Source organism: Pedobacter frigiditerrae, from assembly GCF_004331645.1.
Classification (GTDB): domain Bacteria; phylum Bacteroidota; class Bacteroidia; order Sphingobacteriales; family Sphingobacteriaceae; genus Pedobacter; species Pedobacter frigiditerrae.
In genome coordinates this window covers 257,245-281,606 of record NZ_SJSK01000006.1, presented here as the reverse complement: position 1 = coordinate 281,606, position 24,362 = coordinate 257,245, and the positions used below count along the sequence as shown (strand labels likewise).

At 35.6% G+C, this 24,362-nt stretch carries 37 protein-coding genes; 4 read left to right on the top strand and 33 right to left on the bottom strand.

The window, feature by feature from the left end:
• Positions 1-14: 14 nt before the first annotated feature.
• The 24 genes from map to EZ428_RS20455 form a co-directional block, all read right to left on the bottom strand.
• Positions 15-800 carry a type I methionyl aminopeptidase gene (gene map / locus EZ428_RS20570; protein ID WP_131555084.1) on the bottom strand — a complete coding sequence of 262 codons (786 nt, stop codon included), beginning with the start codon at positions 798-800 and terminating at the stop codon, positions 15-17.
• Between the two features lie 8 nt (positions 801-808).
• Complete coding sequence (gene secY / locus EZ428_RS20565) at positions 809-2,143, bottom strand: preprotein translocase subunit SecY (RefSeq protein WP_131555083.1); 1,335 nt, start codon at positions 2,141-2,143, stop codon at positions 809-811.
• Between the two features lie 3 nt (positions 2,144-2,146).
• A complete protein-coding gene (gene rplO, locus EZ428_RS20560; protein ID WP_131555082.1) occupies positions 2,147-2,593 on the bottom strand; it encodes a 50S ribosomal protein L15 in 447 nt (148 codons plus the stop codon).
• A 103-nt stretch (positions 2,594-2,696) separates the two neighbouring features.
• Positions 2,697-2,876: a 50S ribosomal protein L30 gene (gene rpmD / locus EZ428_RS20555; protein ID WP_131555081.1), complete on the bottom strand. Its 180-nt coding sequence runs from the start codon at positions 2,874-2,876 to the stop codon at positions 2,697-2,699.
• 4 nt (positions 2,877-2,880) lie between these two features.
• Positions 2,881-3,399, bottom strand: a complete 519-nt coding sequence (gene rpsE / locus EZ428_RS20550; protein WP_055130468.1) for a 30S ribosomal protein S5 — start codon at positions 3,397-3,399, stop codon at positions 2,881-2,883.
• A gap of 18 nt (positions 3,400-3,417) precedes the next feature.
• Complete coding sequence (gene rplR, locus EZ428_RS20545; protein WP_131555080.1) at positions 3,418-3,771, bottom strand: 50S ribosomal protein L18; 354 nt, start codon at positions 3,769-3,771, stop codon at positions 3,418-3,420.
• Positions 3,772-3,776: 5 nt separating this feature from the next.
• Complete coding sequence (rplF, locus tag EZ428_RS20540; RefSeq protein ID WP_131555079.1) at positions 3,777-4,334, bottom strand: 50S ribosomal protein L6; 558 nt, start codon at positions 4,332-4,334, stop codon at positions 3,777-3,779.
• Positions 4,335-4,349: 15 nt separating this feature from the next.
• Complete coding sequence (gene rpsH, locus EZ428_RS20535; RefSeq protein ID WP_131555078.1) at positions 4,350-4,748, bottom strand: 30S ribosomal protein S8; 399 nt, start codon at positions 4,746-4,748, stop codon at positions 4,350-4,352.
• Between the two features lie 159 nt (positions 4,749-4,907).
• The gene (gene rpsN / locus EZ428_RS20530) at positions 4,908-5,177 is read right to left on the bottom strand and encodes a 30S ribosomal protein S14 (RefSeq protein ID WP_055130472.1); all 270 of its coding nucleotides are present in this window, start codon (positions 5,175-5,177) and stop codon (positions 4,908-4,910) included.
• Complete coding sequence (gene rplE, locus EZ428_RS20525) at positions 5,177-5,743, bottom strand: 50S ribosomal protein L5 (protein ID WP_131555077.1); 567 nt, start codon at positions 5,741-5,743, stop codon at positions 5,177-5,179. The genes rpsN and rplE overlap by 1 nt, the downstream gene beginning before the upstream one ends.
• Entirely contained in the window at positions 5,743-6,081 is a 339-nt protein-coding gene (gene rplX, locus EZ428_RS20520; protein WP_131555076.1) for a 50S ribosomal protein L24, read from the bottom strand. Before rplX ends, rplE begins: the two co-directional genes overlap by 1 nt.
• Before the next feature lies 1 nt (position 6,082).
• The gene (rplN, locus tag EZ428_RS20515) at positions 6,083-6,451 is read right to left on the bottom strand and encodes a 50S ribosomal protein L14 (protein ID WP_041878524.1); all 369 of its coding nucleotides are present in this window, start codon (positions 6,449-6,451) and stop codon (positions 6,083-6,085) included.
• A 1-nt stretch (position 6,452) separates the two neighbouring features.
• Complete coding sequence (rpsQ, locus tag EZ428_RS20510; RefSeq protein ID WP_131555075.1) at positions 6,453-6,707, bottom strand: 30S ribosomal protein S17; 255 nt, start codon at positions 6,705-6,707, stop codon at positions 6,453-6,455.
• Positions 6,708-6,720: 13 nt separating this feature from the next.
• Positions 6,721-6,930: a 50S ribosomal protein L29 gene (gene rpmC / locus EZ428_RS20505; RefSeq protein WP_131555074.1), complete on the bottom strand. Its 210-nt coding sequence runs from the start codon at positions 6,928-6,930 to the stop codon at positions 6,721-6,723.
• A 72-nt stretch (positions 6,931-7,002) separates the two neighbouring features.
• Positions 7,003-7,425: a 50S ribosomal protein L16 gene (gene rplP / locus EZ428_RS20500; protein WP_131555073.1), complete on the bottom strand. Its 423-nt coding sequence runs from the start codon at positions 7,423-7,425 to the stop codon at positions 7,003-7,005.
• 35 nt (positions 7,426-7,460) lie between these two features.
• Positions 7,461-8,300 carry a 30S ribosomal protein S3 gene (gene rpsC / locus EZ428_RS20495; RefSeq protein WP_131555072.1) on the bottom strand — a complete coding sequence of 280 codons (840 nt, stop codon included), beginning with the start codon at positions 8,298-8,300 and terminating at the stop codon, positions 7,461-7,463.
• Between the two features lie 5 nt (positions 8,301-8,305).
• Positions 8,306-8,668 carry a 50S ribosomal protein L22 gene (gene rplV, locus EZ428_RS20490; protein WP_131555071.1) on the bottom strand — a complete coding sequence of 121 codons (363 nt, stop codon included), beginning with the start codon at positions 8,666-8,668 and terminating at the stop codon, positions 8,306-8,308.
• Positions 8,669-8,675: 7 nt separating this feature from the next.
• Positions 8,676-8,942, bottom strand: a complete 267-nt coding sequence (gene rpsS, locus EZ428_RS20485) for a 30S ribosomal protein S19 (RefSeq protein WP_131555070.1) — start codon at positions 8,940-8,942, stop codon at positions 8,676-8,678.
• Positions 8,942-9,766 carry a 50S ribosomal protein L2 gene (rplB, locus tag EZ428_RS20480; RefSeq protein WP_131555069.1) on the bottom strand — a complete coding sequence of 275 codons (825 nt, stop codon included), beginning with the start codon at positions 9,764-9,766 and terminating at the stop codon, positions 8,942-8,944. Before rplB ends, rpsS begins: the two co-directional genes overlap by 1 nt.
• 23 nt (positions 9,767-9,789) lie before the next feature.
• Complete coding sequence (rplW, locus tag EZ428_RS20475; RefSeq protein ID WP_131555068.1) at positions 9,790-10,080, bottom strand: 50S ribosomal protein L23; 291 nt, start codon at positions 10,078-10,080, stop codon at positions 9,790-9,792.
• Position 10,081: 1 nt separating this feature from the next.
• Positions 10,082-10,711 (bottom strand): 50S ribosomal protein L4, encoded by a 630-nt coding sequence (gene rplD, locus EZ428_RS20470; RefSeq protein ID WP_131555067.1) that lies wholly within the window; start codon positions 10,709-10,711, stop codon positions 10,082-10,084.
• A gap of 4 nt (positions 10,712-10,715) precedes the next feature.
• Positions 10,716-11,333 (bottom strand): 50S ribosomal protein L3, encoded by a 618-nt coding sequence (rplC, locus tag EZ428_RS20465; RefSeq protein WP_131555066.1) that lies wholly within the window; start codon positions 11,331-11,333, stop codon positions 10,716-10,718.
• A 182-nt stretch (positions 11,334-11,515) separates the two neighbouring features.
• The gene (locus EZ428_RS20460; RefSeq protein WP_131555065.1) at positions 11,516-11,911 is read right to left on the bottom strand and encodes a DUF1634 domain-containing protein; all 396 of its coding nucleotides are present in this window, start codon (positions 11,909-11,911) and stop codon (positions 11,516-11,518) included.
• The gene (locus EZ428_RS20455; RefSeq protein WP_131555064.1) at positions 11,908-12,744 is read right to left on the bottom strand and encodes a sulfite exporter TauE/SafE family protein; all 837 of its coding nucleotides are present in this window, start codon (positions 12,742-12,744) and stop codon (positions 11,908-11,910) included. The genes EZ428_RS20460 and EZ428_RS20455 overlap by 4 nt, the downstream gene beginning before the upstream one ends.
• Positions 12,745-12,933: 189 nt before the next feature.
• Between EZ428_RS20455 and EZ428_RS20450 the strand changes: the two genes are divergently transcribed.
• Positions 12,934-13,644 (top strand): hypothetical protein, encoded by a 711-nt coding sequence (locus EZ428_RS20450; protein WP_131555063.1) that lies wholly within the window; start codon positions 12,934-12,936, stop codon positions 13,642-13,644.
• A gap of 79 nt (positions 13,645-13,723) precedes the next feature.
• Here EZ428_RS20450 and rpsJ read toward each other — a convergent pair whose 3' ends face one another.
• The 4 genes from rpsJ to rpsL form a co-directional block, all read right to left on the bottom strand.
• Complete coding sequence (gene rpsJ, locus EZ428_RS20445) at positions 13,724-14,029, bottom strand: 30S ribosomal protein S10 (RefSeq protein WP_008244591.1); 306 nt, start codon at positions 14,027-14,029, stop codon at positions 13,724-13,726.
• Between the two features lie 124 nt (positions 14,030-14,153).
• Positions 14,154-16,268 (bottom strand): elongation factor G, encoded by a 2,115-nt coding sequence (gene fusA / locus EZ428_RS20440; RefSeq protein WP_131555062.1) that lies wholly within the window; start codon positions 16,266-16,268, stop codon positions 14,154-14,156.
• 94 nt (positions 16,269-16,362) lie between these two features.
• Positions 16,363-16,830 carry a 30S ribosomal protein S7 gene (rpsG, locus tag EZ428_RS20435; RefSeq protein WP_131555061.1) on the bottom strand — a complete coding sequence of 156 codons (468 nt, stop codon included), beginning with the start codon at positions 16,828-16,830 and terminating at the stop codon, positions 16,363-16,365.
• A gap of 16 nt (positions 16,831-16,846) precedes the next feature.
• Positions 16,847-17,260: a 30S ribosomal protein S12 gene (gene rpsL, locus EZ428_RS20430; RefSeq protein WP_008244597.1), complete on the bottom strand. Its 414-nt coding sequence runs from the start codon at positions 17,258-17,260 to the stop codon at positions 16,847-16,849.
• A gap of 514 nt (positions 17,261-17,774) precedes the next feature.
• On the opposite strand from rpsL, the gene EZ428_RS20425 reads away from it, so the two are divergent.
• The gene (locus EZ428_RS20425; protein ID WP_131555060.1) at positions 17,775-18,401 is read left to right on the top strand and encodes a Pr6Pr family membrane protein; all 627 of its coding nucleotides are present in this window, start codon (positions 17,775-17,777) and stop codon (positions 18,399-18,401) included.
• A 12-nt stretch (positions 18,402-18,413) separates the two neighbouring features.
• Here EZ428_RS20425 and EZ428_RS20420 read toward each other — a convergent pair whose 3' ends face one another.
• Together EZ428_RS20420 and EZ428_RS20415 are read right to left on the bottom strand one after the other, a co-directional pair.
• A complete protein-coding gene (locus EZ428_RS20420; RefSeq protein ID WP_131555059.1) occupies positions 18,414-20,015 on the bottom strand; it encodes a DUF4139 domain-containing protein in 1,602 nt (533 codons plus the stop codon).
• Positions 20,016-20,180: 165 nt separating this feature from the next.
• Positions 20,181-20,975: a hypothetical protein gene (locus EZ428_RS20415; protein ID WP_131555058.1), complete on the bottom strand. Its 795-nt coding sequence runs from the start codon at positions 20,973-20,975 to the stop codon at positions 20,181-20,183.
• A gap of 50 nt (positions 20,976-21,025) precedes the next feature.
• On the opposite strand from EZ428_RS20415, the gene EZ428_RS20410 reads away from it, so the two are divergent.
• Positions 21,026-22,585: a hypothetical protein gene (locus EZ428_RS20410; RefSeq protein ID WP_131555057.1), complete on the top strand. Its 1,560-nt coding sequence runs from the start codon at positions 21,026-21,028 to the stop codon at positions 22,583-22,585.
• 2 nt (positions 22,586-22,587) lie between these two features.
• Here the strand turns inward: EZ428_RS20410 and EZ428_RS20405 are convergent, their stop codons facing one another.
• The gene (locus tag EZ428_RS20405; protein ID WP_131555056.1) at positions 22,588-22,770 is read right to left on the bottom strand and encodes a hypothetical protein; all 183 of its coding nucleotides are present in this window, start codon (positions 22,768-22,770) and stop codon (positions 22,588-22,590) included.
• Between the two features lie 104 nt (positions 22,771-22,874).
• Between EZ428_RS20405 and EZ428_RS20400 the strand changes: the two genes are divergently transcribed.
• A complete protein-coding gene (locus EZ428_RS20400; RefSeq protein ID WP_131555055.1) occupies positions 22,875-23,189 on the top strand; it encodes an MmcQ/YjbR family DNA-binding protein in 315 nt (104 codons plus the stop codon).
• 56 nt (positions 23,190-23,245) lie between these two features.
• On the opposite strand, the gene EZ428_RS20395 is transcribed toward EZ428_RS20400, so the two are convergent.
• Positions 23,246-23,437, bottom strand: a complete 192-nt coding sequence (locus EZ428_RS20395; protein ID WP_131555054.1) for a hypothetical protein — start codon at positions 23,435-23,437, stop codon at positions 23,246-23,248.
• 121 nt (positions 23,438-23,558) lie between these two features.
• A complete protein-coding gene (locus EZ428_RS20390) occupies positions 23,559-24,293 on the bottom strand; it encodes a ThuA domain-containing protein (protein WP_131555053.1) in 735 nt (244 codons plus the stop codon).
• Positions 24,294-24,362 lie beyond the last annotated feature (69 nt).

The following is a 24,362-nucleotide window of genomic DNA, read 5'->3' as shown; positions in this document are numbered from 1 at the left end:
AAATTTTTACTTTTTTACTTTTTTTCTTTTAAAACTTCTTCAATCAGTGAAAAGGTCGATAATACATCTGCTTTCCCCTTTTTGATAGCAACCGTGTGTTCAAAATGTGCAGAAGGTTTGTTGTCTCTGGTGGTAACTGTCCATCCATCAGACCAAAACTTAACAGCAGCAGTTCCTGCATTAATCATTGGTTCAATAGCAATAACCATTCCTTCCTCTAACTTTGCGCCGTTCCCTCTTTTACCATAATTTGGTACTTCAGGTTTTTCGTGAAGCTTAACCCCAACACCATGTCCTACTAGTTCTCTAACTACTCCAAACCCATTGCTTTCTGCGTGATGTTGTACAGCAAAAGCTATATCACCAATTCGCATTCCAACTACAGCTTTTTCAATTGCAAAGTTTAAGCACTCTTGTGTTACTTTGGTTAGCTTTTGCTTTTCAGCATCAACCTCTCCAATAGAAAAAGTGTAAGCAGAATCTCCGAAGAAATTATTCTTGATCACTCCGCAATCAACAGAGATTAAATCTCCTTCCTTGATTACATATTCATTTGGAAATCCATGTACCACTTGATCATTAGGCGAAATGCACAATGAATTAGGAAAACCACCATAGTTTAAAAAAGCCGGCACTGCGCCATTATCACTAATAAACTCATAAGCTAACTTATCTAATGCAATAGTGGTTACACCTGGTGCAATAATCTTAGCAACTTCAGCTAAGGTTTTTGAAACAAGTAAAGAACTTTCTCTTATTAATTCTATCTCCTCCGGAGATTTATAATAAATTTTTGACATGCTTTATTTTACAATGCAGCTCCACCGCTCGCAGGAATTCCTGTACGCCCAGTAACTCTACCTGTTTTCATTAATCCATCATAGTGACGCATTAATAAATAACTTTCTACTTGTTGCAAAGTATCTAATACAACACCTACTAAAATTAGTAGTGATGTACCTCCAAAGAAATGAGCGAACTCTTGTGCAATACCAACCTTAACAGCAAATGATGGCAAAATTGCGATAATTGCCAAGAATAACGATCCAGGGAAAGTAATCTTAGAAATAACATCATCAATAAAAGATGAAGTAGCTAATCCTGGCTTGATACCTGGAATAAAACCACCATTCTTTTTCATGTCATCAGACATTTGAGTTGGGTTAACAGTAATTGCAGTATAGAAGAAAGTAAATGCAATAATTAAAAAAGCAAATGTTAAGCTGTAAGTTAATGAGGTGATATCAGTATACTGATGTAACCAACTGTCAGCTAATTTTTCAGGGAATAAACCAATTAAAGCATTTGGCACAAACATTAATGCTTGAGCAAAAATAATTGGCATCACACCAGCTGCATTAACTTTTAACGGAATGTATTGTCTAACACCGCCAACTTGCTTATTACCAACAATTCTCTTTGCGTATTGCACAGGCACTTTACGTACACCTTGAACAATAAGTATTGTGAACATGATGATTGCAAACAAAGCAACGATTTCTAATACAAAACGGATTAAACCACCGTCGTTACCAGCAAATACAGAGCTAAACTCTTGTGTAATTGCTCCTGGTAAACGAGCAATGATACCTACCATAATGATTAATGATGTACCATTACCAATTCCTTTATCGGTTATTTTTTCACCTAACCACATTACAAACAAAGTACCTGCCGTTAATACAAATCCAGACAATACATAAAATAATGTAGGATCAATAATAATTGCGGCTGGTGTAACTTGTGTTTTAACATATCCTACGGCCTGAACCGCAGTGATAGCAACTGTTAGGTAACGAGTAATTTGCGTTAATTTTTTTCTGCCACTCTCTCCTTCTTTTTGCATTTTCTGGAAAGTAGGCACTGCAATACCCAATAACTGAACTACAATAGATGCAGAGATATAAGGCATTACACCTAAAGCTACAATTGATACTTTAGAAAAAGCACCACCTGCAAACATATCTAATAAACCTAAGATACCAGTTTTTTGAGTATTATCTAATTGAGCTGGGTCTACACCAGGTAGAACCACTTGACAAACAAACCTGTAAATAACAAGAATCATTAACGTAAAAAGAATACGCTCCTTTAATTCTTGTATTTTCCAAATATTACTTAAAGTAGTAAATAGCTTCTTCATTAATTATAATTTTACAATTGAGCCACCAGCAGCTTCAATAGCTTTTTGTGCAGTTGCAGAAAACGCATGAGCTGTAACTTCTAATTTAGCTTTAACTTCACCACGACCTAAGATTTTCACTAGATCATTTTTAGAAGCTAAACCGTGCTCTTGTATAGCAGCAAAATCAATTGTAGTTAAGTTAAATCTTTCTGCCAAACCTTGTAAAATATCTAAGTTCACACCTACATATTCAGTACGGTTAATTGGTTTGAAACCAACTTTAGGCACACGACGTTGTAATGGCATCTGACCACCCTCAAAACCAATCTTAGTTTTGTGACCAGAACGTGAACCAGCTCCTTTATGACCACGAGTAGATGTACCACCACGACCAGAACCTTGACCACGACCAATTCTTTTAACTTTTTTTACAGAACCTGCTGCAGGTTTTAAATTACTTAAGTTCATTTTTTAAACTTGTTGTGTTGCCCTTCGCTTTCACTAATCAGGGACAACGATAAATAAATAAAGATATGTTGACACAAAATATTGCGCTAACATATCTTAATAATTAAATAGTCTCTATAGCTACTAAGTGATTAACTTTTCTTACCATCCCAATAATGGCAGCGTTAGCCTCAACTTCTACACTTTGGTTCATTTTCTTTAAACCTAAAGCTTGCATAGTTCTTTTTTGGCGTTCGCTTCTATCGATAATGCTTTTTATTTGGGTAATTTTAATTTTAGCCATGATATTATCCGTTAAAAACTTTATTTAAATCTACACCACGGTGCTGTGCTACTGTATAAGCATCACGCATTTTAGTTAAAGCATCTACTGTTGCTTTTACCACGTTGTGTGGGTTAGATGAACCTTTTGACTTTGCTAGTACGTTATGAATACCAGCACTCTCTAATACAGCACGCATTGCACCACCAGCAATTACACCAGTACCTACTGCTGCAGGTTTGATTAAAACAAAACCTCCAGAGAATTTACCGATTTGCTCGTGAGGAACAGTACCATGTAAAATTGGAACTTTAACCAAGTTCTTTTTTGCATCGTCAATTCCTTTAGCAATTGCTTCAGTAACCTCTTTAGCTTTACCTAAACCGTAACCAACAACACCTTGCTCATCTCCAACAACCACAATGGCCGAGAAGCTGAAAGTACGACCACCTTTGGTTACTTTGGCAACACGTTGTATGCTAACTAAACGATCTTTCAATTCGATTTCGCTAGTCTTAACTCTTTTTATATTGATAGTTGACATCTTATCCTATTTCTTAGATTAAAATACTAAACCAGCCTCGCGAGCACCTTCTGCCAACGATTTAACACGACCATGGTATAAGTAACCATTTCTGTCGAAAACAACTTCTTTAACACCAGCTGCAATTGCTTTTTCAGCAATTAACTTGCCTACTGCGATCGACTGATCAGATTTGTTTCCTTTACCAGTAAAATCTTTAGATAAAGATGATGCTGAAACTATTGTACTACCAGTTACATCATTAATGATTTGAGCATAAATACCTTTATTGCTTCTATAAACCGATAGACGTGGACGGCTTTCAGATCCAGTAAGTCTTTTTCTGATACCTTTTTTTATACGATCTCTACGAGATAATTTTTTTCCTGCCATTTTAATTATTTTTTAGAAGCTGATTTACCTGCTTTTCTTCTTAATATTTCACCAACAAACTTGATACCTTTACCTTTATATGGCTCTGGAGTACGTAACGAACGGATTTTTGCTGCTACTTGACCTATCAATTGTTTATCAATACTCTCTAAAATGATTTTAGGAGTCTGACCTTTTTCAGATGTGGTGGTTACTTTAATCTCTTCTGGTAACTGGAATACGTAATGGTGAGAATAACCTAAAACTAGATCCAAAGTATTACCTTGGTTAGTAGCACGGTAACCCACACCAACTAATTCTTGTTCTATTTTAAAACCATCTGTTACACCAACAACCATGTTATTGATTAAAGAACGATATAAACCGTGTAAGGCTTTATGTCTTTTTTGCTCAGTTGGACGACTTACCGTAAATACGCCATCTTCTTGAGATAAAATGATATCAGCATCTACTGCTTGAGTTAATTCTCCTTTTGGGCCTTTAACTGTTACTAAGTTCTCTTTGGAAACTGTTATAGTTACACCTGCAGGTACATTAATTGGATTTTTTCCTATTCTTGACATTGTGCTATCCTCCTATTAATAAACGTGACACAATACCTCACCACCAATGTTTAATTTGGCTGCTTCTTTATCGGTCATTACACCTTTAGAAGTAGATAAGATTGCTATACCTAAACCATTTAATACTCTTGGCATGTTTTCTACACCAGCATATTGTCTTAAACCTGGCTTGCTGATACGAGTTAATGTACGGATAGCCGAGATTTTAGTAATTGCATTGTACTTTAAGGCAATTTTGATAACGCCTTGAGTAGTTGTGTCTTCAAACTTGTAGTTTGCGATGTAACCTTTGTCAAAAAGAACTTTTGTGATTTCCTTTTTAAGGTTTGATGCAGGAATCTCAACGATTCTATGATTTGCCTTAATGGCATTTCTTACCCTTGTCAGGTAATCTGCTATTGGATCTGTATTCATTATTATATAATTGTGATAGTGGTATCCTTTCTGCCACCCAGCTTTGGGACCTGCTATCGGTTAAAATTCTAATCTTTGCTATACGCTAAAGAGCTATAAGCTGTAAGGGCTGCAAAAATACAACTTACAACTTATAACTCCAAACTTATAACTTCTTTATTACCAGCTAGCTTTTCTAACTCCAGGAATTTTTCCTGCTAAAGCCATATCGCGGAATAATACCCTTGATATACCGAAAGTACGCATGTATCCACGAGGACGACCAGTTAACTTACAACGGTTGTGCAAACGCACAGCTGAAGAGTTTTTTGGTAACTTATCTAATCCTTCGTAATCACCTGCAGCTTTTAATTCTGCACGCTTGTCTGCATATTTAGCAACCAATTTTTGGCGCTTAATTTCGCGAGCTTTTACACCTTCTTTTGCCATTATTGCTCTGTTTTTTGATTTTTAAATGGTAATCCAAATTGTTTTAAAAGTTCCAATGCCTCAACATCAGTAGTAGCAGACGTTACAAACGTAATATCCATACCTAAAATCTTATTGATTTTGTCGATGTTAATCTCTGGGAAAATGATTTGTTCAGTAATACCTAAAGTATAGTTACCTTTTCCATCAAATCCTTTATCATTGATACCTTTGAAATCACGGATACGAGGCAAAGCTACAGAAATTAATCTGTCTAAGAACTCATACATGTTGTTATCACGTAAAGTTACTCTTACACCAACTGGCATACCTTTACGTAATTTAAAGTTTGAGATATCTTTTTTAGATTTTGCACCTACAGCTTGTTGACCAGCAATTGTACTCATTTCTAAGATAGAGCTATCCATAACTTTTTTGTCAGTTACAGAATAACGACCAACACCTTGGTTGATGGCAATTTTCTCTAATTTAGGAACTTGCATTATGCTTTTGTAATTGAACTTATCTTTTAGAGCAGTTACAATTTCCTCTTTATATTTGCTTTTTAATCTTGGTACGTATGCCATTATTTGATTTCCTCCCCTGATATTTTAGCAACTCTAACTAATTTTCCGTCAGCGTTTAATTTACGACCAACACGAGTAGTTTTACCAGATTTTGGATCAACTAACTGTACGTTAGAAATATGAAGAGCAGCTTCTTTTTTAATTATACCACCATTTGGTGTAGCAGCATTTGGTTTAGTATGTTTTGATACAAGGTTAATACCTTCTACAATAACTCTACTTTTGGCAACAAGCACTTCTTGTACTTTACCTTGTTGGCCTTTTGAATCGCCAGCTATAACCTTTACTAAATCTCCTTTACGGATTTTTACTTTGGCTTGTGTTACTTCTTTTTTCATATTATAATACCTCCGGTGCTAATGATACAATTTTCATGAATTGTTTTTCACGCAGCTCTCTTGCAACCGGGCCAAAAATACGTGTACCACGTGGCTCGTCTTGTGCATTTAACAATACTGCTGCATTGTCATCAAAACGAATATAAGAACCATCCTTACGTCTGATTTCTTTTTTGGTTCTTACTACAACTGCTTTAGAAACTGTTCCTTTTTTAATGTTACCAGATGGCAAAGCGCTTTTTACAGTAACAACAATTTTGTCACCTATAGAAGCATATCTTTTGCCAGTTCCACCAAGCACACGGATAACCAGTACTTGTTTTGCGCCGCTATTATCGGCTACGTTTAATCGTGATTCCTGTTGTACCATCTTATTTAGCTCTTTCTAAAATTTGTACTAATCTCCAGTTCTTGTTTTTACTCAGCGGACGAGTTTCTTGTATTAATACAGTATCACCGATACCACATTCGTTTTTCTCGTCATGAGCCATAAATTTGGTAGTTTTCTTAACAAACTTACCATAGATCGGGTGTTTCACTTTACGCTCAACCGCCACAACAATAGATTTTTCCATTTTGTTGCTTACCACCAACCCGGTTCTTGTTTTTCTTAATTGTCTTTCCATTTCGACTCTAAAGTTATTTAGTTTCAGTTGCAGACTGAGCTTTAAGCTTAGTCAATTCAGTGTTTAATCGGGCAATATCTTTTCTTACCTTATTGATACGGGTAGGATTTTCAATAGCCGAAATTGTATGTGCAAATTTTAACTTTACCAAGTTTTCTCTTTCTTCTGCAATCTTAGCTACTAGTTCTTCTTGTGAAAGCCCTATGATTTCTGAGTTCTTCATTTTATTAATTTTTATGTTCGGGTCTAGCGGTTATAACAACAAGTTATTTACAACATTGATCCCTAAACTTTTTTATGCTTCTACGTAATCTCTACGTACTACAAATTTTGTTTGAATTGGTAATTTTTGAGCGGCAAGTCTTAATGCTTCTTTGGCAACTTCCATTGGAACACCTTCTGCTTCAAAAATTATACGTCCTGGTCTAACAACGGCTACCCAATATTCTGGAGCACCCTTACCTTTACCCATACGTACCTCAGCTGGTTTTTTAGTTACCGGTTTATCCGGGAATATTCTAATCCAAACTTGACCTTCACGTTTCATGAAACGAGTTACCGCAATACGGGCTGCTTCTATCTGGCGACTTGTAATCCAAGTTGCCTCTAAAGATTTAATCCCGAAAGAACCAAATGATAATTCAGCACCACGAGTTGCTAAACCTTTCATTCTGCCTTTTTGCATCTTTCTGAACTTCGTTCTTTTTGGCTGTAACATTTTATTTTAATATTATCGTTAAACGATCTTGTTAACTATTTGCGTGGACCTCTGTTGGCACCACCACCTTTATTATCTCTTCCTGCACCAGCACCGCCTTGACCCGGACGACCACCACCTGGGCGTTTGTCATTCCTTCTGTCTCCGCCAGCACCTCTGTTATCTCTACCGCCGAAAGCGCCTTGAGGTCTGTCGCCACCTTTACCTGGAGCATTGCTCGCAGCACCGATGTTTGGAGAAAGATCACGTTTACCGTAAACTTCACCTTTACAGATCCATACTTTAACACCTATTTTACCATAAGTAGTTAAAGCTTCTGCTAATGCATAATCAATATCAGCACGGAAAGTATGCAAAGGAATTCTTCCTTCTTTATACTGTTCGCTACGAGCCATCTCAGCACCACCTAAACGACCTGAAGTCATAATTTTGATACCTTCTGCACCCATACGCATTGTTGATGCGATAGTGGTTTTCATTGCTCTACGGAAAGAAATTCTAGCTTCTAACTGTTTTGCAACACCTTCTGCAACTAATTGTGCATCAAGTTCTGGGCGTTTAATCTCGAAAATGTTAATTTGAATTTCCTTTTTAGTCAATTTCTTTAACTCTTCTTTGATTTTATCTACCTCAGCACCTGCTTTACCAATTACAATACCTGGACGAGCTGTATGGATAGTAACAGTGATACGTTTTAACGTACGCTCAATTACTACTTTAGCTACACCACCTTTTGCAATACGTGCAGAAAGATATTTTCTTATTTTTTCGTCTTCAACTAATTTATCAGCATAGTTGTTGCCTCCGAACCAATTAGAATCCCATCCTCTGATGATTCCTAACCTGTTACCTATTGGATGTGCTTTTTGTCCCATTTCTGTTAATTAGTTTTAGTTTCAACGTTCTTACTATCTACTACCAAGGTTACGTGGTTTGAACGCTTACGTATTCTATAACCGCGACCTTGAGGAGCTGGTCTTAATCTTTTTAATTGACGACCACCGCCTACCATTATCGTTTTCACGAATAATTGGTTTTCTTCAGGGCGAGAACCTTCATTTTTAGCTTCCCAATTTTTAATAGCTGATAATAAAAGTTTTTCAACTCTTATTGCTGCTTCTTTATTGGTAAACTTTAAAATGCTTAATGCTTTCTCTACACGCTCACCTCTGATTAGATCTACAACCAAACGCATTTTACGTGGTGAGGTTGGACAATTGTTTAATTTCGCTAATGCTTCCATCTCTTAATTATTTTCTTTTATCAGAGTGACCCCTAAATGTTCTGGTTGGAGCAAACTCTCCCAGCTTGTGACCAACCATGTTTTCTGTTACGTATACCGGTATAAATTTATTACCGTTATGTACTGCAAATGTATGACCAACAAAATCTGGTGATATCATTGATCTACGAGACCAAGTTTTGATCACAGACTTCTTGCCTGAATCATTCATAGAGACTACTTTTTTCTCTACGTTATGGTCAATATAAGGTCCTTTTTTTATCGAACGAGCCATTATTTCTTCCTTTTCTCTATGATGAAACGATTTGAGTATTTTTTAAGTGAGCGGGTTTTGAAGCCTTTAGAGTAAACACCGTTTCTTGAACGAGGTTGACCACCTGAAGAGCGACCTTCACCACCACCCATTGGGTGATCCACTGGATTCATCGCTACTGGACGAGTTCTAGGGCGACGACCTAACCAACGGCTACGTCCTGCTTTACCTAATACTTCGTTAGCGTGATCAGAATTAGAAACTGCACCAATCGTAGCTAAACAAGTAACTAAGATAGATCTTACTTCACCTGATGGCATTTTAATAGTTGCATATTTACCATCTCTAGCCGCAAGCTGTGCATAAGCACCTGCGCTACGTGCCAATTGAGCACCTTTACCTGGATGAATTTCTAAATTGTGTACAATAGATCCCAAAGGAATATTTGCCAATTTCATAGTGTTACCTACTTCTGGAGTAGCTTTGTCACCCGAAAGCACTGTCTGTCCTACTTGCAATCCCTCAGGAGCAATAATGTAACGCTTCTCGCCATCTACGTAGTGCAATAATGCAATACGAGCGGTACGGTTTGGATCGTACTCAACAGTAGCTACTGTTGCAGGGATATCAAACTTATCACGTTTAAAATCAATTAAACGGTAAGATTTTTTGTGACCACCGCCCATGTAGCGCATTGTCATCTTTCCTGTATTGTTACGACCTCCCGATTTCTTAGAAGATACAACCAATGATTTTTCGGGCTTGGTTGCTGTAATCTCCGAAAAGCTTGCGCCCACCCTAAAACGGGTTCCCGGAGTGACTGGTTTAAATTTTCTTAAGCCCATAGTTATAAATTATTCAATTCTTATTAAATATTCGCGTAATAATCTATTGTTTCGCCATCTTTCAATGTTACAATAGCTTTTTTATATTTCGGGCTACGACCCGATACGATACCACCTTTAGTGTTTCTAGATTTTAACTTACCTACAACAACCATTGTGTTTAAGGCAATAATGTTAACTCCGTACATTTTTTCGATGGCCGATTTAATCTGCAACTTGTTAGCTCTGTGATCTACTCTGAAAGTAAAACGGTTAGCTTTTTCAGTTAATGCAGAAGCTTTTTCGGTTAATATTGGTTTTTGTAAAATTTCCATATTACTTGGCAAATGCCTCCTCCAATGTTTTAAGCGAATCTGCAGTGAACAAAAGTTTACCTGCGTTTAATACATCATAAGTATTTAACTGATCCGCAGTAGTAACTTTAGTTTTCTGAATGTTTCTGCTTGATAAATAGATATTATTATTTTGTGCAGGCAAAACTAACAATGTTTTCTCTCCAGCTAATTCTAATGCATTAACCAAATTGATATAGTTTTTAGTTTTAATGCTATCAAAAGTAAAATCTTCTAATACTACCACGTTGTTATCAATTGCTTTATATGATAAAGCTGATTTACGTGCTAATGATTTTAATTTCTTATTCAATTTAAAACTATAGTCTCTTGGCTGTGGACCAAAAACACGACCACCACCATTGAACAATGGAGATTTAATGCTTCCGGCACGTGCACCGCCTGTACCTTTTTGTTTATATAACTTGCGGGTTGAACCAGCAATTTCGTTACGTTGTTTAGATTTGTGAGTTCCTTGACGTTGGTTAGCCAAATACTGTTTTACATCTAAATAAATCGCGTGGTCGCTTGGTGTAATACCAAATACCGACTCAGGAAGTTGCACCTTGGCACCTGTCTCTTTTCCTGCAATGTTTTTTACTTTAACTTCCATCTGCTTACTTATCTAAGATTACGTAAGAACCTTTAGCTCCTGGAATGGAACCACTAACTACAATAAGGTTTTGCTCAGCATAAACTTTCAACACTTGTAAGTTTTGAACTTTTACTCTGTCTCCACCTGTTCTACCCGCCATACGCATTCCTTTGAATACACGAGCTGGATAAGACGCAGCACCCAATGAACCTGGTGCACGCAACCTGTTATGCTGACCGTGAGTTTGACCACCCACACCACCAAAACCGTGACGTTTAACTACACCTTGAAATCCTTTACCTTTTGAGGTACCAACAACATCAACGAAATCGCCTTCAGCGAATACATCTACAGTTACTGTATCACCTAAACTAAGTGACTCAGGGAACTGAGGGAATTCTACCAACTTGCGTTTTGGAGTTGTACTTGCTTTCGCAAAGTGACCTTTTAAAGGCTGAGTAGTGTTTTTTTCTTTGGCTTCATCATATCCCAGTTGGACTGAAACATAGCCATCTTTCTCTTCGGTCTTAACTTGTGTTACAACACAAGGTCCAGCTTCGATCACCGTACAAGGAATATTCTTTCCTTCGGCGTCAAAAATGCTGGTCATTCCTACTTTTTTTCCAATAATACCTGACATTTTCTATTTTAAATTTAACACCCATCGAAGCAGTAGGGCTTCGTTCAAGGTGGATATACATTCCCGTTAAGGGAGGGCAAAAATAGGAAAGAATTCTTAATATTCAAATAGTTAGCTCAAAATAATTTCAAATAATTGCGATTATTTTTCTTAGCATTAGAGTTAAAGTCTTAAAAAGTGCTTTAATGAGCTATATCTAGATATAAACTGGTGATAATCACACACAATACGATTATGCCAATGAGCACATACATGTAATCTTTTTCCATCAAGAAGCTAAAAATGGAAAAAACTACTCTAGCAATTGGCGTGAAGATCAATAACAGTACTCCAAATTGAATAATGGCGAGACCATCTACGCTCTTCAAACCATTAAAAATTTCTGCAACTGAAGAAAATTTTGCTTGTTCGGGCTTAAAACTTTCAAAAGACACGATCTGATTTGTTTGGGTCGATAAAAAAACAACACCCCCAATAATTACAATTGCCGTAGACACCAACACACCAACACGAAGCAGGGTTCCGAGTATGAGTTGAACATCTCTATCACCTAAATAATGTTTTATCTGTTTACTCATGCTACGCCGGTTAATCCTTTATAAATCATTTGTAAAGCCAAAAACACCACCACTACTGCGAAAACTAATTTCAACTTATCAGTTTTGGTTCTAATTAAAATTTTAGCACCAATAGTTGCCCCAGTTATTACGCCTATTGTTACCGGCATTGCAATAGTAGGGTCAATCTGACCTTTATGTAAATAAACCAACGCACTCGCAGCGGCCGTTACACCCATCATAAAGTTACTGGTTGTGGTAGAGACTTTGAAAGGGATTTTCATAATGTTGTCCATCCCTATAACTTTTAATGCGCCAGAACCTATTCCCAACAAGCCAGATAAGGTACCAGCAACAAACATCATTGCAAAACCACCAACCACGTGGTGAACTGCATATTGCTTTTGTTGGCCATCTACAGGGTAACTGCCATTTAACTTAAAATAGTTAGCAAGAACGCTGGTTTGTTCATTGTTTGAGTGGTCTATCTTTTTTCTAAGCATCATAAATGCAGAAAACAATAAAATCAATCCAAAAATAACAATGATATAATCTGCCTTGATATAAGTTGCAATTACAACCCCTACAATGGCACTAATAGTTGTTGCTATTTCCAAGAACATTCCTATCCTAATATTAGTTATACCTTCCTTTACATAGGCAGCAGCAGAACCTGAAGAGGTCGCTATTACAGAAATAATTGAAGCTCCTATGGCGTAATGAACATCAACACCCAAACCTAAGGTTAATAAAGGGATAATGATTACACCACCACCCAATCCTGTTAGTGAACCTAATAGTCCAGCAACAAATGCTCCTAGTAAAACAATAATGGTAAATAGTAAAACCGTCATCGCTGCAAATATACCTCCTTACTTTGCTTAACCTAAATAAATTTTCATTTAGTAAACTACCAAAAAGGTGTATTTAATAGATTTAAGAGCGATTTTTACTATCAAAAATATTGTTGTTGCACCATCAATCAATGTGAAAACACAATATTTTTTCATTATAATTGTTAAATTAACAACGTAACAATTGCTATGAAACAAAGGTTAATTACCATTACAAGTATTTTAGTTTTGAGTTTACTCACTCAAAATACCTTCTCACAGGGGCCCATCACTTCTCCTCAAAGTGCAGCAAAGACACAACAAGTTCCAGTAAAAAAACAAACTCCAGTAAAAAAATACATATTACCACGCAGATATGTGGACACTGTTAAAAACACAGACTTTAGCTTAAATGGACAATACCAATTTATGCTATCACGGTCTAAATCTATAAATGGCTATAAACTGATTAACCCTGGTCGTTTAGCCACAGTTTGGCAAAGTGCCCTTGACACTTTGAAAAAGGAAAGAATAGAACTAAACAAGGTAAAAACTCAAGCGGCAGATCACGAAAAGACAATAACAACCTTACGAACTGAAGTTGATGGAAAGGAAACTACGCTTAATAACACTAACGCCAAGATTGACGAAATTAACTTTTTAGGTTTATCGTTTACAAAAGGAACTTACAATATCATTGTTTGGTCCATAATCCTTGTACTTGCCATAGCATTATTTGTGGTTGTAGCTAGGTCTGCTAAAAACATTTTAGAAGCTAAACATAGAACACAACTTTATGACGAAATCTCTACTGAATTTCAAGCTTACAAGGCCAAATCAAATGAACAACAAAGAAAGCTAGCTAGAGAGCTCCAAGATGAGCGCAATATTATTGAAGAAATGAAAAGTAAGGGAAAATAAGATTTCAGACTTAAAAAATCATTTCGCATAAAAAAGGTCCTTGAAAATTTCAAGGACCTTTTTTTTGACTATAAAATCATTAAACTTTGATTTCTACTTCAACACCGCTAGGCAATTCAAGTTTCATCAATGCATCAACAGTTTTAGAGTTAGAGCTATAAATATCTAAAAGACGTTTATAAGCACACAATTGAAACTGCTCACGTGCTTTTTTGTTTACGTGTGGTGAACGCAAAACAGTGAAGATTTTCTTTTCTGTTGGCAACGGAATTGGTCCGCTAACTACTGCACCCGTAGGTTTAACAGTTTTAACGATTTTCTCAGCAGATTTATCTACCAAGTTGTAATCGTAAGATTTTAATTTAATTCTGATTCTTTGGCTCATGTTCTATTTTAATTATGATTACCTGTTAGAGCTATTAATAACAAGCAATCGGATTTATTTTTGAGTAGTTAGTATTTAGTAGTTAGACAAATTCATTTAACTACTAAATACTAATATCTATGTACTAATCTTCAGATTTTACTTTTCCTTTAGATTTAGCAATTACCTCATCTTGCACGTTTTTAGGTGCTGCTTCATAATGATCAAATTCCATTGTTGAAGTTGCACGTCCAGAAGTGATTGTACGTAACTGAGTTACATAACCAAACATTTCTGACAAAGGCACAGTTGCTTTAATTACTTGAGATCCATTACGAGTATCCATACCTAAAAGTTGACCACGACGGCGGTTCATGTCACCGATAACATCACCCATATTTTCTTCTGGGGTTAGGATTTCGATTTTCATGATTGGCTCCATCAAAGTTGGCTTACATTTAGGTAAAGCCTCACGATATGCCATTCTAGCAGCAAGCTCGAATGATAAAGCATCTGAATCGACTGCGTGGAATGAACCATCAATCAAACGTACTTTCATGTCAGGAAGTGGATAACCAGCTAACACACCATTAGACATTGCTGATGCAAAACCTTTTTCTACTGAAGGGATAAACTCACGTGGAATTGAACCACCTGTAATTTCGTTTACGAATTGTAAACCACCTTTTTCGTAATCAGCATCAATTGGTGAAATAACAACTTGGATATCCGCGAATTTACCACGACCACCAGATTGTTTCTTATAAGTTTCACGGTGTTGAGTTGTACCGAAGATAGCTTCTTTGTAAGCCACTTGTGGCGCACCTTGATTAACCTCTACTTTAAATTCACGCTTTAAACGATCAATTAAGATATCTAAGTGAAGCTCACCCATACCAGAAATTACTGTTTGACCAGTTTCTTCGTCAGTTTGAACTCTAAATGTAGGATCTTCTTCAGCTAATTTAGATAAGCCCATACCTAATTTATCAACATCCGCTTGAGTTTTAGGCTCAATTGCTAAACCAATTACTGGCTCAGGGAAGTTCATCGACTCAAGGATGATTGGGTTTTTCTCTTCACAAAGTGTATCTCCTGTTTTGATATCTTTAAAGCCTACAACCGCAGCAATATCACCAGCACCTACATTAGGAATTGGATTTTGCTTGTTTGCATGCATTTGGAAGATACGAGAAATACGTTCTTTGTTTTCTGAACGAGCATTGTAAATGTAAGAACCTGCCTCTAGGTTACCCGAATATACACGGATAAAACATAAACGACCTACGAAAGGATCTGTTGCAATTTTAAATGCTAAAGCTGCAAAAGGTTCTTTTTCACTTGGTTTACGTAAAACCTCTAAACCTGTATCTGGGTTAGTTCCAATTACACCTTCGCTATCCATAGGCGACGGCAATAATTCCATCACATAATCAAGCATAGTTTGTACACCTTTGTTTTTGAAAGATGAACCACAAACCATAGGTACAATTTTAGCATCTAATACAGCTGCACGTAAAGCATCTAAAATTTCACGCTCAGTAATAGAGTTTGGATCTTCGAAGAATTTCTCCATCAAAGACTCATCGTAATCTGCAACAGATTCCAATAATTTCTCTCTCCATTCAGCAACCTCATCTAACATATCTTCTGGAATTGGCACTTCTGTAAAGGTCATACCTTTATCATGCTCATTCCAAACAATACCACGGTTGTTAATTAAATCAACAACACCTGTAAATGAATCTTCAGCACCGATAGGTAATTGCAATGGAACTGCATTACTACCTAACATATCTTTAACTTGTTTAACAACTTTTAAGAAGTCTGCTCCAGAACGATCCATTTTGTTAACGAAACCGATACGTGCAACACTATAGTTGTTAGCTAAACGCCAGTTAGTTTCAGATTGAGGCTCAACACCATCAACCGCCGAAAACAAAAACACCAAACCATCTAATACACGTAACGAACGGTTTACCTCTACGGTAAAATCTACGTGCCCCGGTGTATCGATAATGTTGATATGATAATTTTGGTTTCTATATTTCCAATTAACAGTTGTAGCAGCAGAAGTAATGGTAATACCACGTTCTTGCTCTTGTGCCATCCAGTCCATTGTTGCAGCACCTTCATGCACCTCACCAATTTTGTGACTAACACCAGCATAATAAAGAATACGCTCAGTTGTTGTGGTTTTACCCGCATCAATGTGAGCAGCAATTCCGATATTTCTTGTAAATCTTAAATCTCTTGACATTATTTTTAAATGATTACTGCGATTTTTAAATGATTACACCGATTATTAATATTGCAAATAATCGGTGTAGTCTTTATATCTATGTTACTTTAGATTAAAATCTGAAGTGTGAGAACGCTTTGTTAGCCTCAGCCATTTTATGCGTATCTTCTTTTTTCTTAACTGCTGCACCTTCACCCTTAGCTGCTGAAACAATTTCACCTGCTAATTTTTCTTTCATGGTTTTTTCACCACGTTTACGAGCGTAAGTGATTAACCATTTCATGCCTAAAGCAATTTTACGATCTGGCCTTACCTCAGTAGGTACTTGGAAGTTTGCACCACCAACTCTACGAGATTTAACCTCTACTGCTGGGCTGATATTTACTAAAGCACGTTTAAATATTTCTAATCCGTTCTCACTTGTTTTTTTCTCAGCTATTTCAACTGCATCATAAAAAATAGAGTAAGCGATAGATTTTTTACCGTCAAACATCATATTGTTTACAAATCTTGTAACCTGAACATCGTTAAACTTAGGATCAGGAAGAATAATTCTCTTTTTTGGTTTTGATTTTCTCATTTCTGTTTCCTCCTAATTATTTTTTCTTTCCTTTAGTTGGCGCTGCAGCTACTTGTCCTGGCTTAGGACGCTTAGTGCCATATTTACTACGACGTTGGTTACGACCAGCTACACCTGATGTATCTAATGCACCACGGATAATGTGGTAACGTACACCTGGTAAATCTTTAACACGACCACCACGAATTAACACGATCGAGTGCTCTTGTAAGTTGTGACCTTCTCCAGGAATATAGGCATTCACCTCTTTTCCATTGGTTAAACGTACACGGGCAACTTTACGCATTGCTGAGTTTGGTTTTTTAGGGGTAGTAGTATATACACGTGTACATACACCTCTTCGCTGTGGACAGCTGTCCAACGCCGGAGACTTACTCTTGAACTCCAGTGCTACTCTACCTTTTCTAACTAATTGTTGAATGGTTGGCATTTCTTGCTTTTTGTTTTTTCTATTTTATTTAAAAACTTCCCATAATGGCCAGCCTATAACAAGGCCACATTAAGGGACTGCAAAAGTAGGAACTTAATTTGTGATAATCAAGGCTTTGACAGAGATTTTTTTATTTCTCTATTTCGTCATTGCAAAGCATAAAGCAATCTCATTCAAAAAATGGCAAAACAAAAGGTGTTCAATAAGTTATAAGCGGTAAGTATTACTTATAAGCTCAAGTAAACGACCCAAGACTATTGACGTTAGACCCAAGACTTTTTTTAGAAAATGATTGTCAGCAACTAATGGCTTATGCAGTCCCGCTAATGTTCCAAGCTCGTGAAGTCTTCGACAACCTGCCCGTCCGGCAGGCGGCGCTCAGACCGACACTTCACTTTCCACGTATATCGGGTTTATAAGTGAAAGCCAGTTCCTGTCAAATTTACAAAACCTTAATCCATCAAAGTTTTAAAATATAAAATAAGATACCGAACTTAGGTATTCATCATTCATTATGCAAAACAAACCCACAAACCCAATAGAGAAATTTTTCAAAGCTTTTTTAAGCTTAATTACCTGGTTTGCAATCATACTTCAGCTTTATTTAACCAATGGAAGCTTTTTTAATTTCATCAGTTATTTTACCATTTTAAGCAATATTTTAGTAGCTCTCAGTCTTACCTCCTCTTTGTTCTTCCCAAACACCACCCTAGGAAAATACTTTTCTTTGGTTAAAGTTCAATCAGCAATAGCACTTTATATTTTTATAGTAGGGTTGGTTTACAATTTGGTTTTAAGAGGAATCTGGTCGCCCACAGGTTGGCAATTGGTAGTGGATAATTTATTACACGTTGCAGTACCTGTTGTCTATGTTGTGTATTGGCTAATTTATATTCCAAAAGGCCTATTGAATTGGGTAGATGGTTTAGTCTGGGCGTATTTCCCACTGGCTTACCTAATTTACTCTTTAATAAGAGGTCATGTCGTAGGCTGGTATCCTTATCCGTTCTTAGATGTCAATAAAATAGGTTATCAAAAGGTTCTTATAAATTCTGGTTTTATGGTGATTGCGTTTTTTGTAGTTGGTTTATTTATGATTGCATTTAATAAGCTTACCAAGAAGAACAAGTCTACAATTTAGTGCTATAAAAATCTAAAGATTTTCTATCGTCTGATCTTTTGGATATTTAACTGAATAGCTAATTCTTACTTTTTCCGTAACACCAGGCTTTAAGGTTAATTTCCAAGTCAAAACTCCTGTCTCAGTATTAATGCTAGCACCATCAGCGCTTATCAATTCTATTTCAATACTCTTATCTGTAGAAACAGGATACTGATCCTTTAGTAATAAATTCACCGCCTCGCTTTTGCCATTTCTTAACCTAATTTCATAAGTAAAAGTTTGTTTTTTACTAGAGCCTAATAGTTTTGTTCCACTTTGTTCTGCAACCTTTTCACGTTTAACTACTATTTTCTTATCTCTACCCATACTTAAATTTAAAGTATCGGTAGTTGCGTTAGGATTTATGAAAGACTTGCCAACATAAGTATTCTCAAAAATGATGTTCGCATCACCAGGTAATAAATTAAGTTTTTCATAATTAGCAATTTCCGCTAGTAAAAAAGCATCGCTTTCTAACTTAGGTACACTATAATACTTATAATTTACCGGCTGATTATAAGTATTTAAAGTGACACTATGCGCCTTACTATTTGATAGAATGTCATAAGGAATATCTAAATCAAATGATGTGTTTAATATATTATTGTTTGCGGTTGCTAAATTTCTATCTACATCATCTGCTGTTTGTCTATTGCTAGCAGTTTTCATGGGCGCTCTACTTTCCATCGTTTGAACGGTATTTTGCATACTTTGATTTCTGTAAGTGTTGGGAGAACCAAATCTTAAAAACCAAGCAGAAAGCAAGGGCGCCGTTCCGTTTTGTGATGGAGTAGCCGTTGATAAGCTAAGCTTAACCTTCTTCCAATCCACACCTGTGTATTGAACCACATTAGCTTTATAAACAATTTTTAATGGTGTAGCAGTATTCTCTGCTCTCAAATCATAAAATGGAACCCATGATGCACTTGGCGAAAGATAGCTTAAGTTAAAAACCGCAGTGGTTGCTTCCTTAGTAACAACTTGTAATAACAATTGTCCCTTTGTTCCAGACTTATCTGTACTTAATTCATTTAACTGTTGTTGAAGCTTACTTATTTTAGCTTGCTGTTTCGTTTCTAAAACCTGATATCCATAAATACTATTCTTTAGATCTAACTGTTTTGTCTTATAATAATCAGCCATTTTAATAAGCTCAGCTACACTCAAGCCACTACTAACACCCCCAACGGTTTGGTTTTTATCTAACAAAACAAGTAAATTTTCATCAACCGCTTTTTTATTTTGAATAGCGTTTAAATCCTTTTTTGCAATAGTTAAGCTGTCTTCAACTTTAACATAAGCGGCACTTTTATTTTCGGTCTTTAAATAATCCCTAACAAAAGTTGTAGAAAGAATAGTCACATTTACAGGTGCACTTAACTGAATGCTATTTTGATCAATTGTATTTGCAATATTTCCTAAAATAATTTCACTTGACCCTGCAGGCAAATTAACCCTAACGGTATGATTTAGTTCAGCTCCAGACCTGTAAACTGTTACGGTTTCTAAAGAAGTATTAAAAAGAACTTGACTTTGAGCGTGTGCAAAAACAATCGTTAACAAAAACAGTAAGCTTAAAAAAGATTTTTTCATAATAATATTTATTAAGGATGTATTTAACGAATAAATATAAATCAAAAATGAGCGGAAACAGAATACCTAGTTCTAGGTAAATTTATTGGATAAGTCTCTGGAAAATAGGCAAAAAAAACCTTTGTACTCCATTGAATACAAAGGCCATACAATTTAATTAAGTTATTATAACTGAAATCCAAGTTTAAAACTTATTTCAAAATTCACACCAGTTTTTTTTGAATAACTGCTAAGTGACTCATAAAAACTACCATTAGAGCCTCCTGCACGATATTTCACTCCATCTACTTTCCTAAGCCCAATACCAGTAGAATATTCTAAACTGAGTCTGTCATAAAGCCTTTGCCAACCAAAATATACCGTAACATCTTTAATGTTTTCATATTCATTTTTTGCCGAACCAGTTAACGTATTACCAGATGAACCCTTCACCAAGCCAGGCGTGCTAAAATTAAATCTAGCCATATTTAATCCCAGGCCAAAAAAAGAACCCTCCAATGCTTCCTCACTAATATAAACACGAGGCTGTAAGCCAATCGTGTAACCTAAAGAAGCCGTTCTATGATCAAAATTATATAACCCGTCAGTTTCATCTTCAAATCCAGAGGGTGCCGCATCGTCATAGGTGTAATTGCTTCCAGCTGGTTCTGTAGAACCTTCCTCCCAAACTGAGCGAAGATAATTCTTAGAAGTTATACCAGCACTTAACTGAACGCTGAATAAATCGGATAGTCTTCTCTCATAAGAAATCGGGATCTTACCAAAAATGAATCCAATTGGGTCTATTTTAACGATATTATTACCTGCAGAATAGCTTTTTTTGGGAATAGAAGAAGATCCATTATTAAAGATAATTACTGTTTTTGTTGTATCCTTCGTAGCTTGTTTTGTTTGTGCGAAACCTGTGATAACACAGCAAGGAGCAACAATTAATAGGGTTGAGAGTATTTTTTTAATCATGTTAATTTATTTGCAACGAAAGTAGTAGTTTTACCCAACAAACAAACTAAATGCTAAAAAAATTTATCACGCTCTCGTTCATTGCCGTAGCGGCACTGTCAGCTCACGCCCAAAATGTTACCCTTACTTGGGGCCAAGAAAGTAAAAGTGAAGTCACTTATAATTCTTTTGTTAGAGGAAGTTCAAATGAACTTATTAAACTCTGTTTCGAACAAAAAGGCAGAGATATTAGTCCAATTATGACTGGCTATAACAGTAACCTCACTGAAATAGCTAATAACACCATCTATGTAGATCAAGACAATGTTAAATTTGACAAGCTGCTTAGTATTAAAGAGAACTTGTATTTCTTTACAAATATTTATGATAAAAAGTCAAAAACCACAAGCTTTTACTGTCAGCCACTAAACATCAAAACATTCAAAAATCAAGGTGCAAATATTCCATTAGGTACAATGGAGGCAATCAAAAAATCTGAACAATCAAGTGTATCTTATCAATTATCAGAAGATTCGACTAAGGTTTTAATGATGGGCTTATCTCCTTACAGCAAGGCCGAAGCCGAAAAATATTACTTAGGCGTGTACGATTACAAAATGGCAAAACTTTGGGATAAGACAATCCAACTTCCCTATCAAGATAAAGACATCATTATTTTCGGGCAGCTCATTACAAACGATGGCAAAGTAGCAGTATTGATTAAACACTTTGATAGCCAAACCAATAAAGAGGATATCCGGAAAGCCGGAAAAAAAGTACCATCTTATAAAACAAAACTTTTACTTTATAGTAAAGACGAAACTACTCCACATGAATTTTTAATCAGTATTGGTGATAAGTTTGTGCATTCATTGACGATTGCTAGTGAAAAAAATAATGAGCTCACATTGTTTGGCATGCATCAGCAAAAATCTGATGGGAATGTAAATGGATACTTCCTTACTAAAATAAATACAACAACCAAAACAATATCATCTACCAACATTAATAATTTTCCAGAAAATTTATTAGAAATCATTAAAAAAGATAAACAAGGAAGCGATAGCGAACGTGATGGCGGCCTAGGTGCCTCATTTGATTTTGTTAAATGGGTAACAAGGGAAAATGGAGATCAAGACTTTCTATTGGAATATAAACGAGTATACTGGGTAAGTTCAAAATATGGCTCTTATTATGTATTTGAACACGGAGATATTATAGACATCAATGTAAAAACAAATGGAACGAATGTAATTACAAGAATTCCAAAATTCCAACAATCATTAGTTAACAGCAATGCCTCTAGTTTTAAAACATTGGCCTATAAGGATAAGCTTTTGTTATTTTATAATGATAGAGATGACAATCTGGAACAAAGGCTTGATGAACGCCCAAAAGAAACCAAACTTGGCTCTGGTGGTCAAACCATATTAGGGGGCACTGCCGATGCTTTTTTCACTATGGGAACTATTGACAGCAATGGTAATCTAACAAGAACAGTATTAATGGATAAAAAACAAAGTAAATACGTTTCCTTAATTAACATATCGCTGCCAATTGACAAGAATAAAATAGCCCTTTATGCAGTTAGGGGAAGAAAGGACATGATTGGTTATTTGGAAGTAAAGTAAGATTATCTCTTTGTGGTAATTACTCTTCCTGTATTTAAGTAAAACTCATAGATTTTGTACAACCCATCATCTGTAGTTTCTATACTTTCTACCAAGCCAGTTTTACTAAACCCATCAGTAATTAAATTACCAACATTAATATCTTGTAATACCTCAGTTGGCGTTTCATCATTTACTCTAATCATTAATTGTTAGTTTTAGGAAATGTAAAGATTGGCAAATAAATTTGCTTATTTATTTGCGTTATACCAATAGAATCTGTTTAGAAGAAATTTTTGTAGTTTTAAAAATGGTAACCTTAGAATTATTTAGAGAATTAGCGCTATCATTTACAGATGTAAATGAACAGGCTCATTTCGAAAAGCCTTCATTTAGAATAGGAAAAAAGATTTTTGCTACTTATGATGCAAAAAATAATCAGGCTTGCTTAAAATTAAATGAAATAGACCAATCAGTTTTTTCTGCTTACGATCCCTCTATAATTTTCCCTGTACCAAACAAATGGGGCAAACAAGGTTGGACACTCTTCAGTTTAGATAAAATTAGAGAAGATATGTTTAACGACGCACTAACAACAGCTTATCAGAACGTAGGCAAAAAATAATTGCAAAAAAAACGCCAGCACAAAATGCCAGCGTTTTATCTAACCAAATTCGCTAATTATTTTTTTGATTTCTTAGCTTTTTTAGCAACCTTTTTTGCCGAAGTTGTATCTGCTTTTTTCTCAATTTTAGCTGCCTTTTTTGCTGCTTTTTCTGTTTTTGGGGTTTTAGCTGGTGCAGTTTGTGCGTTTACTGTGTTTACTGTGAATGCTGCTACAAGAGCGATCATTAAAACTTTAATTGCTTTCATTTTTTTATGGATTTAGTGATTATTAAAATCGTTTAACAATACTAAAGTCCAAATACTATATGAAGATTTAATGAAGCTAGAGAAACAACTATAAACTGAAAATTGACAACTATAAACCGCCTTACTTCATTGTCCATTTTATACCCGCAAGCAAATGCTTTAAGAAGAATACATCTGTGTAACATTCCTTTGTATGTCCTAAAGCTGTATAGAAAACCTTTCCCCCATCATATTCATGATACCAACTAATAGGATGATCATTTTTCATTGTCCCACCAGTATAAGAGCTTTCATCAACCTTAATTAATACTTTTACCGCCGGGTTAAAATCCTTAAAGTTATACCATTCATCTTTATGTAACCAAGAATTTGGTAAACCCTTTACAATTTTATTTTTTGGTGTAATGACATTTAATTTAGCTTCTTGGGTTTTTGGATGACTCTCAAAATAACCACCCACCATTTTTCCATACCATTCCCATTCATAGCAAAAATCACTGGCTGCGTGAACACCCACAAAACCGCCACCATTATTAATGTATTGTTTTAATGCTGCTTTCTGTATATCATTAAATACATTAGATCCTGTTGGACTTAAAAAAATTAGCGTTTTGTATTTTTTTAGATTCTCTATCTCAAATACTTTCACATCATTACTGGTATCAACATCAAATCCATTTTCAGTACCTAACTTTTTAATGGCAATTATTCCATCAGCAATTGATGCGTGATGAAATCCTTTTGTTAGGGAGAAAATTAAGACTGATTGTCTTTTAGACTTCTCTACTTTAGGCATAAAACCAAAAGACAAAGCAATACCTAAAAATAGGGTAAGATAAATTGCAACTCGTTTCATTCATTCATATTTGAATGCCTAATTTACAAAATGTATTCCATGTTTACTTAAATTAAATAATTTATGTTG

Excerpts from the sequence above, each read along its gene's own strand:
- map (WP_131555084.1), bottom strand. The coding sequence starts at position 800 with ATGTCAAAAATTTATTATAAATCTCCGGAGGAGATAGAATTAATAAGA.
- secY (WP_131555083.1), bottom strand. The coding sequence starts at position 2,143 with ATGAAGAAGCTATTTACTACTTTAAGTAATATTTGGAAAATACAAGAA.
- rplO (WP_131555082.1), bottom strand. The coding sequence starts at position 2,593 with ATGAACTTAAGTAATTTAAAACCTGCAGCAGGTTCTGTAAAAAAAGTT.
- rpmD (WP_131555081.1), bottom strand. The coding sequence starts at position 2,876 with ATGGCTAAAATTAAAATTACCCAAATAAAAAGCATTATCGATAGAAGC.
- rpsE (WP_055130468.1), bottom strand. The coding sequence starts at position 3,399 with ATGTCAACTATCAATATAAAAAGAGTTAAGACTAGCGAAATCGAATTG.
- rplR (WP_131555080.1), bottom strand. The coding sequence starts at position 3,771 with ATGGCAGGAAAAAAATTATCTCGTAGAGATCGTATAAAAAAAGGTATC.
- rplF (WP_131555079.1), bottom strand. The coding sequence starts at position 4,334 with ATGTCAAGAATAGGAAAAAATCCAATTAATGTACCTGCAGGTGTAACT.
- rpsH (WP_131555078.1), bottom strand. The coding sequence starts at position 4,748 with ATGAATACAGATCCAATAGCAGATTACCTGACAAGGGTAAGAAATGCC.
- rpsN (WP_055130472.1), bottom strand. The coding sequence starts at position 5,177 with ATGGCAAAAGAAGGTGTAAAAGCTCGCGAAATTAAGCGCCAAAAATTG.
- rplE (WP_131555077.1), bottom strand. The coding sequence starts at position 5,743 with ATGGCATACGTACCAAGATTAAAAAGCAAATATAAAGAGGAAATTGTA.
- rplX (WP_131555076.1), bottom strand. The coding sequence starts at position 6,081 with ATGAAAAAAGAAGTAACACAAGCCAAAGTAAAAATCCGTAAAGGAGAT.
- rplN (WP_041878524.1), bottom strand. The coding sequence starts at position 6,451 with ATGGTACAACAGGAATCACGATTAAACGTAGCCGATAATAGCGGCGCA.
- rpsQ (WP_131555075.1), bottom strand. The coding sequence starts at position 6,707 with ATGGAAAGACAATTAAGAAAAACAAGAACCGGGTTGGTGGTAAGCAAC.
- rpmC (WP_131555074.1), bottom strand. The coding sequence starts at position 6,930 with ATGAAGAACTCAGAAATCATAGGGCTTTCACAAGAAGAACTAGTAGCT.
- rplP (WP_131555073.1), bottom strand. The coding sequence starts at position 7,425 with ATGTTACAGCCAAAAAGAACGAAGTTCAGAAAGATGCAAAAAGGCAGA.
- rpsC (WP_131555072.1), bottom strand. The coding sequence starts at position 8,300 with ATGGGACAAAAAGCACATCCAATAGGTAACAGGTTAGGAATCATCAGA.
- rplV (WP_131555071.1), bottom strand. The coding sequence starts at position 8,668 with ATGGAAGCATTAGCGAAATTAAACAATTGTCCAACCTCACCACGTAAA.
- rpsS (WP_131555070.1), bottom strand. The coding sequence starts at position 8,942 with ATGGCTCGTTCGATAAAAAAAGGACCTTATATTGACCATAACGTAGAG.
- rplB (WP_131555069.1), bottom strand. The coding sequence starts at position 9,766 with ATGGGCTTAAGAAAATTTAAACCAGTCACTCCGGGAACCCGTTTTAGG.
- rplW (WP_131555068.1), bottom strand. The coding sequence starts at position 10,080 with ATGGAAATTTTACAAAAACCAATATTAACCGAAAAAGCTTCTGCATTA.
- rplD (WP_131555067.1), bottom strand. The coding sequence starts at position 10,711 with ATGGAAGTTAAAGTAAAAAACATTGCAGGAAAAGAGACAGGTGCCAAG.
- rplC (WP_131555066.1), bottom strand. The coding sequence starts at position 11,333 with ATGTCAGGTATTATTGGAAAAAAAGTAGGAATGACCAGCATTTTTGAC.
- EZ428_RS20460 (WP_131555065.1), bottom strand. The coding sequence starts at position 11,911 with ATGAGTAAACAGATAAAACATTATTTAGGTGATAGAGATGTTCAACTC.
- EZ428_RS20455 (WP_131555064.1), bottom strand. The coding sequence starts at position 12,744 with ATGACGGTTTTACTATTTACCATTATTGTTTTACTAGGAGCATTTGTT.
- EZ428_RS20450 (WP_131555063.1), top strand. The coding sequence starts at position 12,934 with ATGAAACAAAGGTTAATTACCATTACAAGTATTTTAGTTTTGAGTTTA.
- rpsJ (WP_008244591.1), bottom strand. The coding sequence starts at position 14,029 with ATGAGCCAAAGAATCAGAATTAAATTAAAATCTTACGATTACAACTTG.
- fusA (WP_131555062.1), bottom strand. The coding sequence starts at position 16,268 with ATGTCAAGAGATTTAAGATTTACAAGAAATATCGGAATTGCTGCTCAC.
- rpsG (WP_131555061.1), bottom strand. The coding sequence starts at position 16,830 with ATGAGAAAATCAAAACCAAAAAAGAGAATTATTCTTCCTGATCCTAAG.
- rpsL (WP_008244597.1), bottom strand. The coding sequence starts at position 17,260 with ATGCCAACCATTCAACAATTAGTTAGAAAAGGTAGAGTAGCACTGGAG.
- EZ428_RS20425 (WP_131555060.1), top strand. The coding sequence starts at position 17,775 with ATGCAAAACAAACCCACAAACCCAATAGAGAAATTTTTCAAAGCTTTT.
- EZ428_RS20420 (WP_131555059.1), bottom strand. The coding sequence starts at position 20,015 with ATGAAAAAATCTTTTTTAAGCTTACTGTTTTTGTTAACGATTGTTTTT.
- EZ428_RS20415 (WP_131555058.1), bottom strand. The coding sequence starts at position 20,975 with ATGATTAAAAAAATACTCTCAACCCTATTAATTGTTGCTCCTTGCTGT.
- EZ428_RS20410 (WP_131555057.1), top strand. The coding sequence starts at position 21,026 with ATGCTAAAAAAATTTATCACGCTCTCGTTCATTGCCGTAGCGGCACTG.
- EZ428_RS20405 (WP_131555056.1), bottom strand. The coding sequence starts at position 22,770 with ATGATTAGAGTAAATGATGAAACGCCAACTGAGGTATTACAAGATATT.
- EZ428_RS20400 (WP_131555055.1), top strand. The coding sequence starts at position 22,875 with ATGGTAACCTTAGAATTATTTAGAGAATTAGCGCTATCATTTACAGAT.
- EZ428_RS20395 (WP_131555054.1), bottom strand. The coding sequence starts at position 23,437 with ATGAAAGCAATTAAAGTTTTAATGATCGCTCTTGTAGCAGCATTCACA.
- EZ428_RS20390 (WP_131555053.1), bottom strand. The coding sequence starts at position 24,293 with ATGAAACGAGTTGCAATTTATCTTACCCTATTTTTAGGTATTGCTTTG.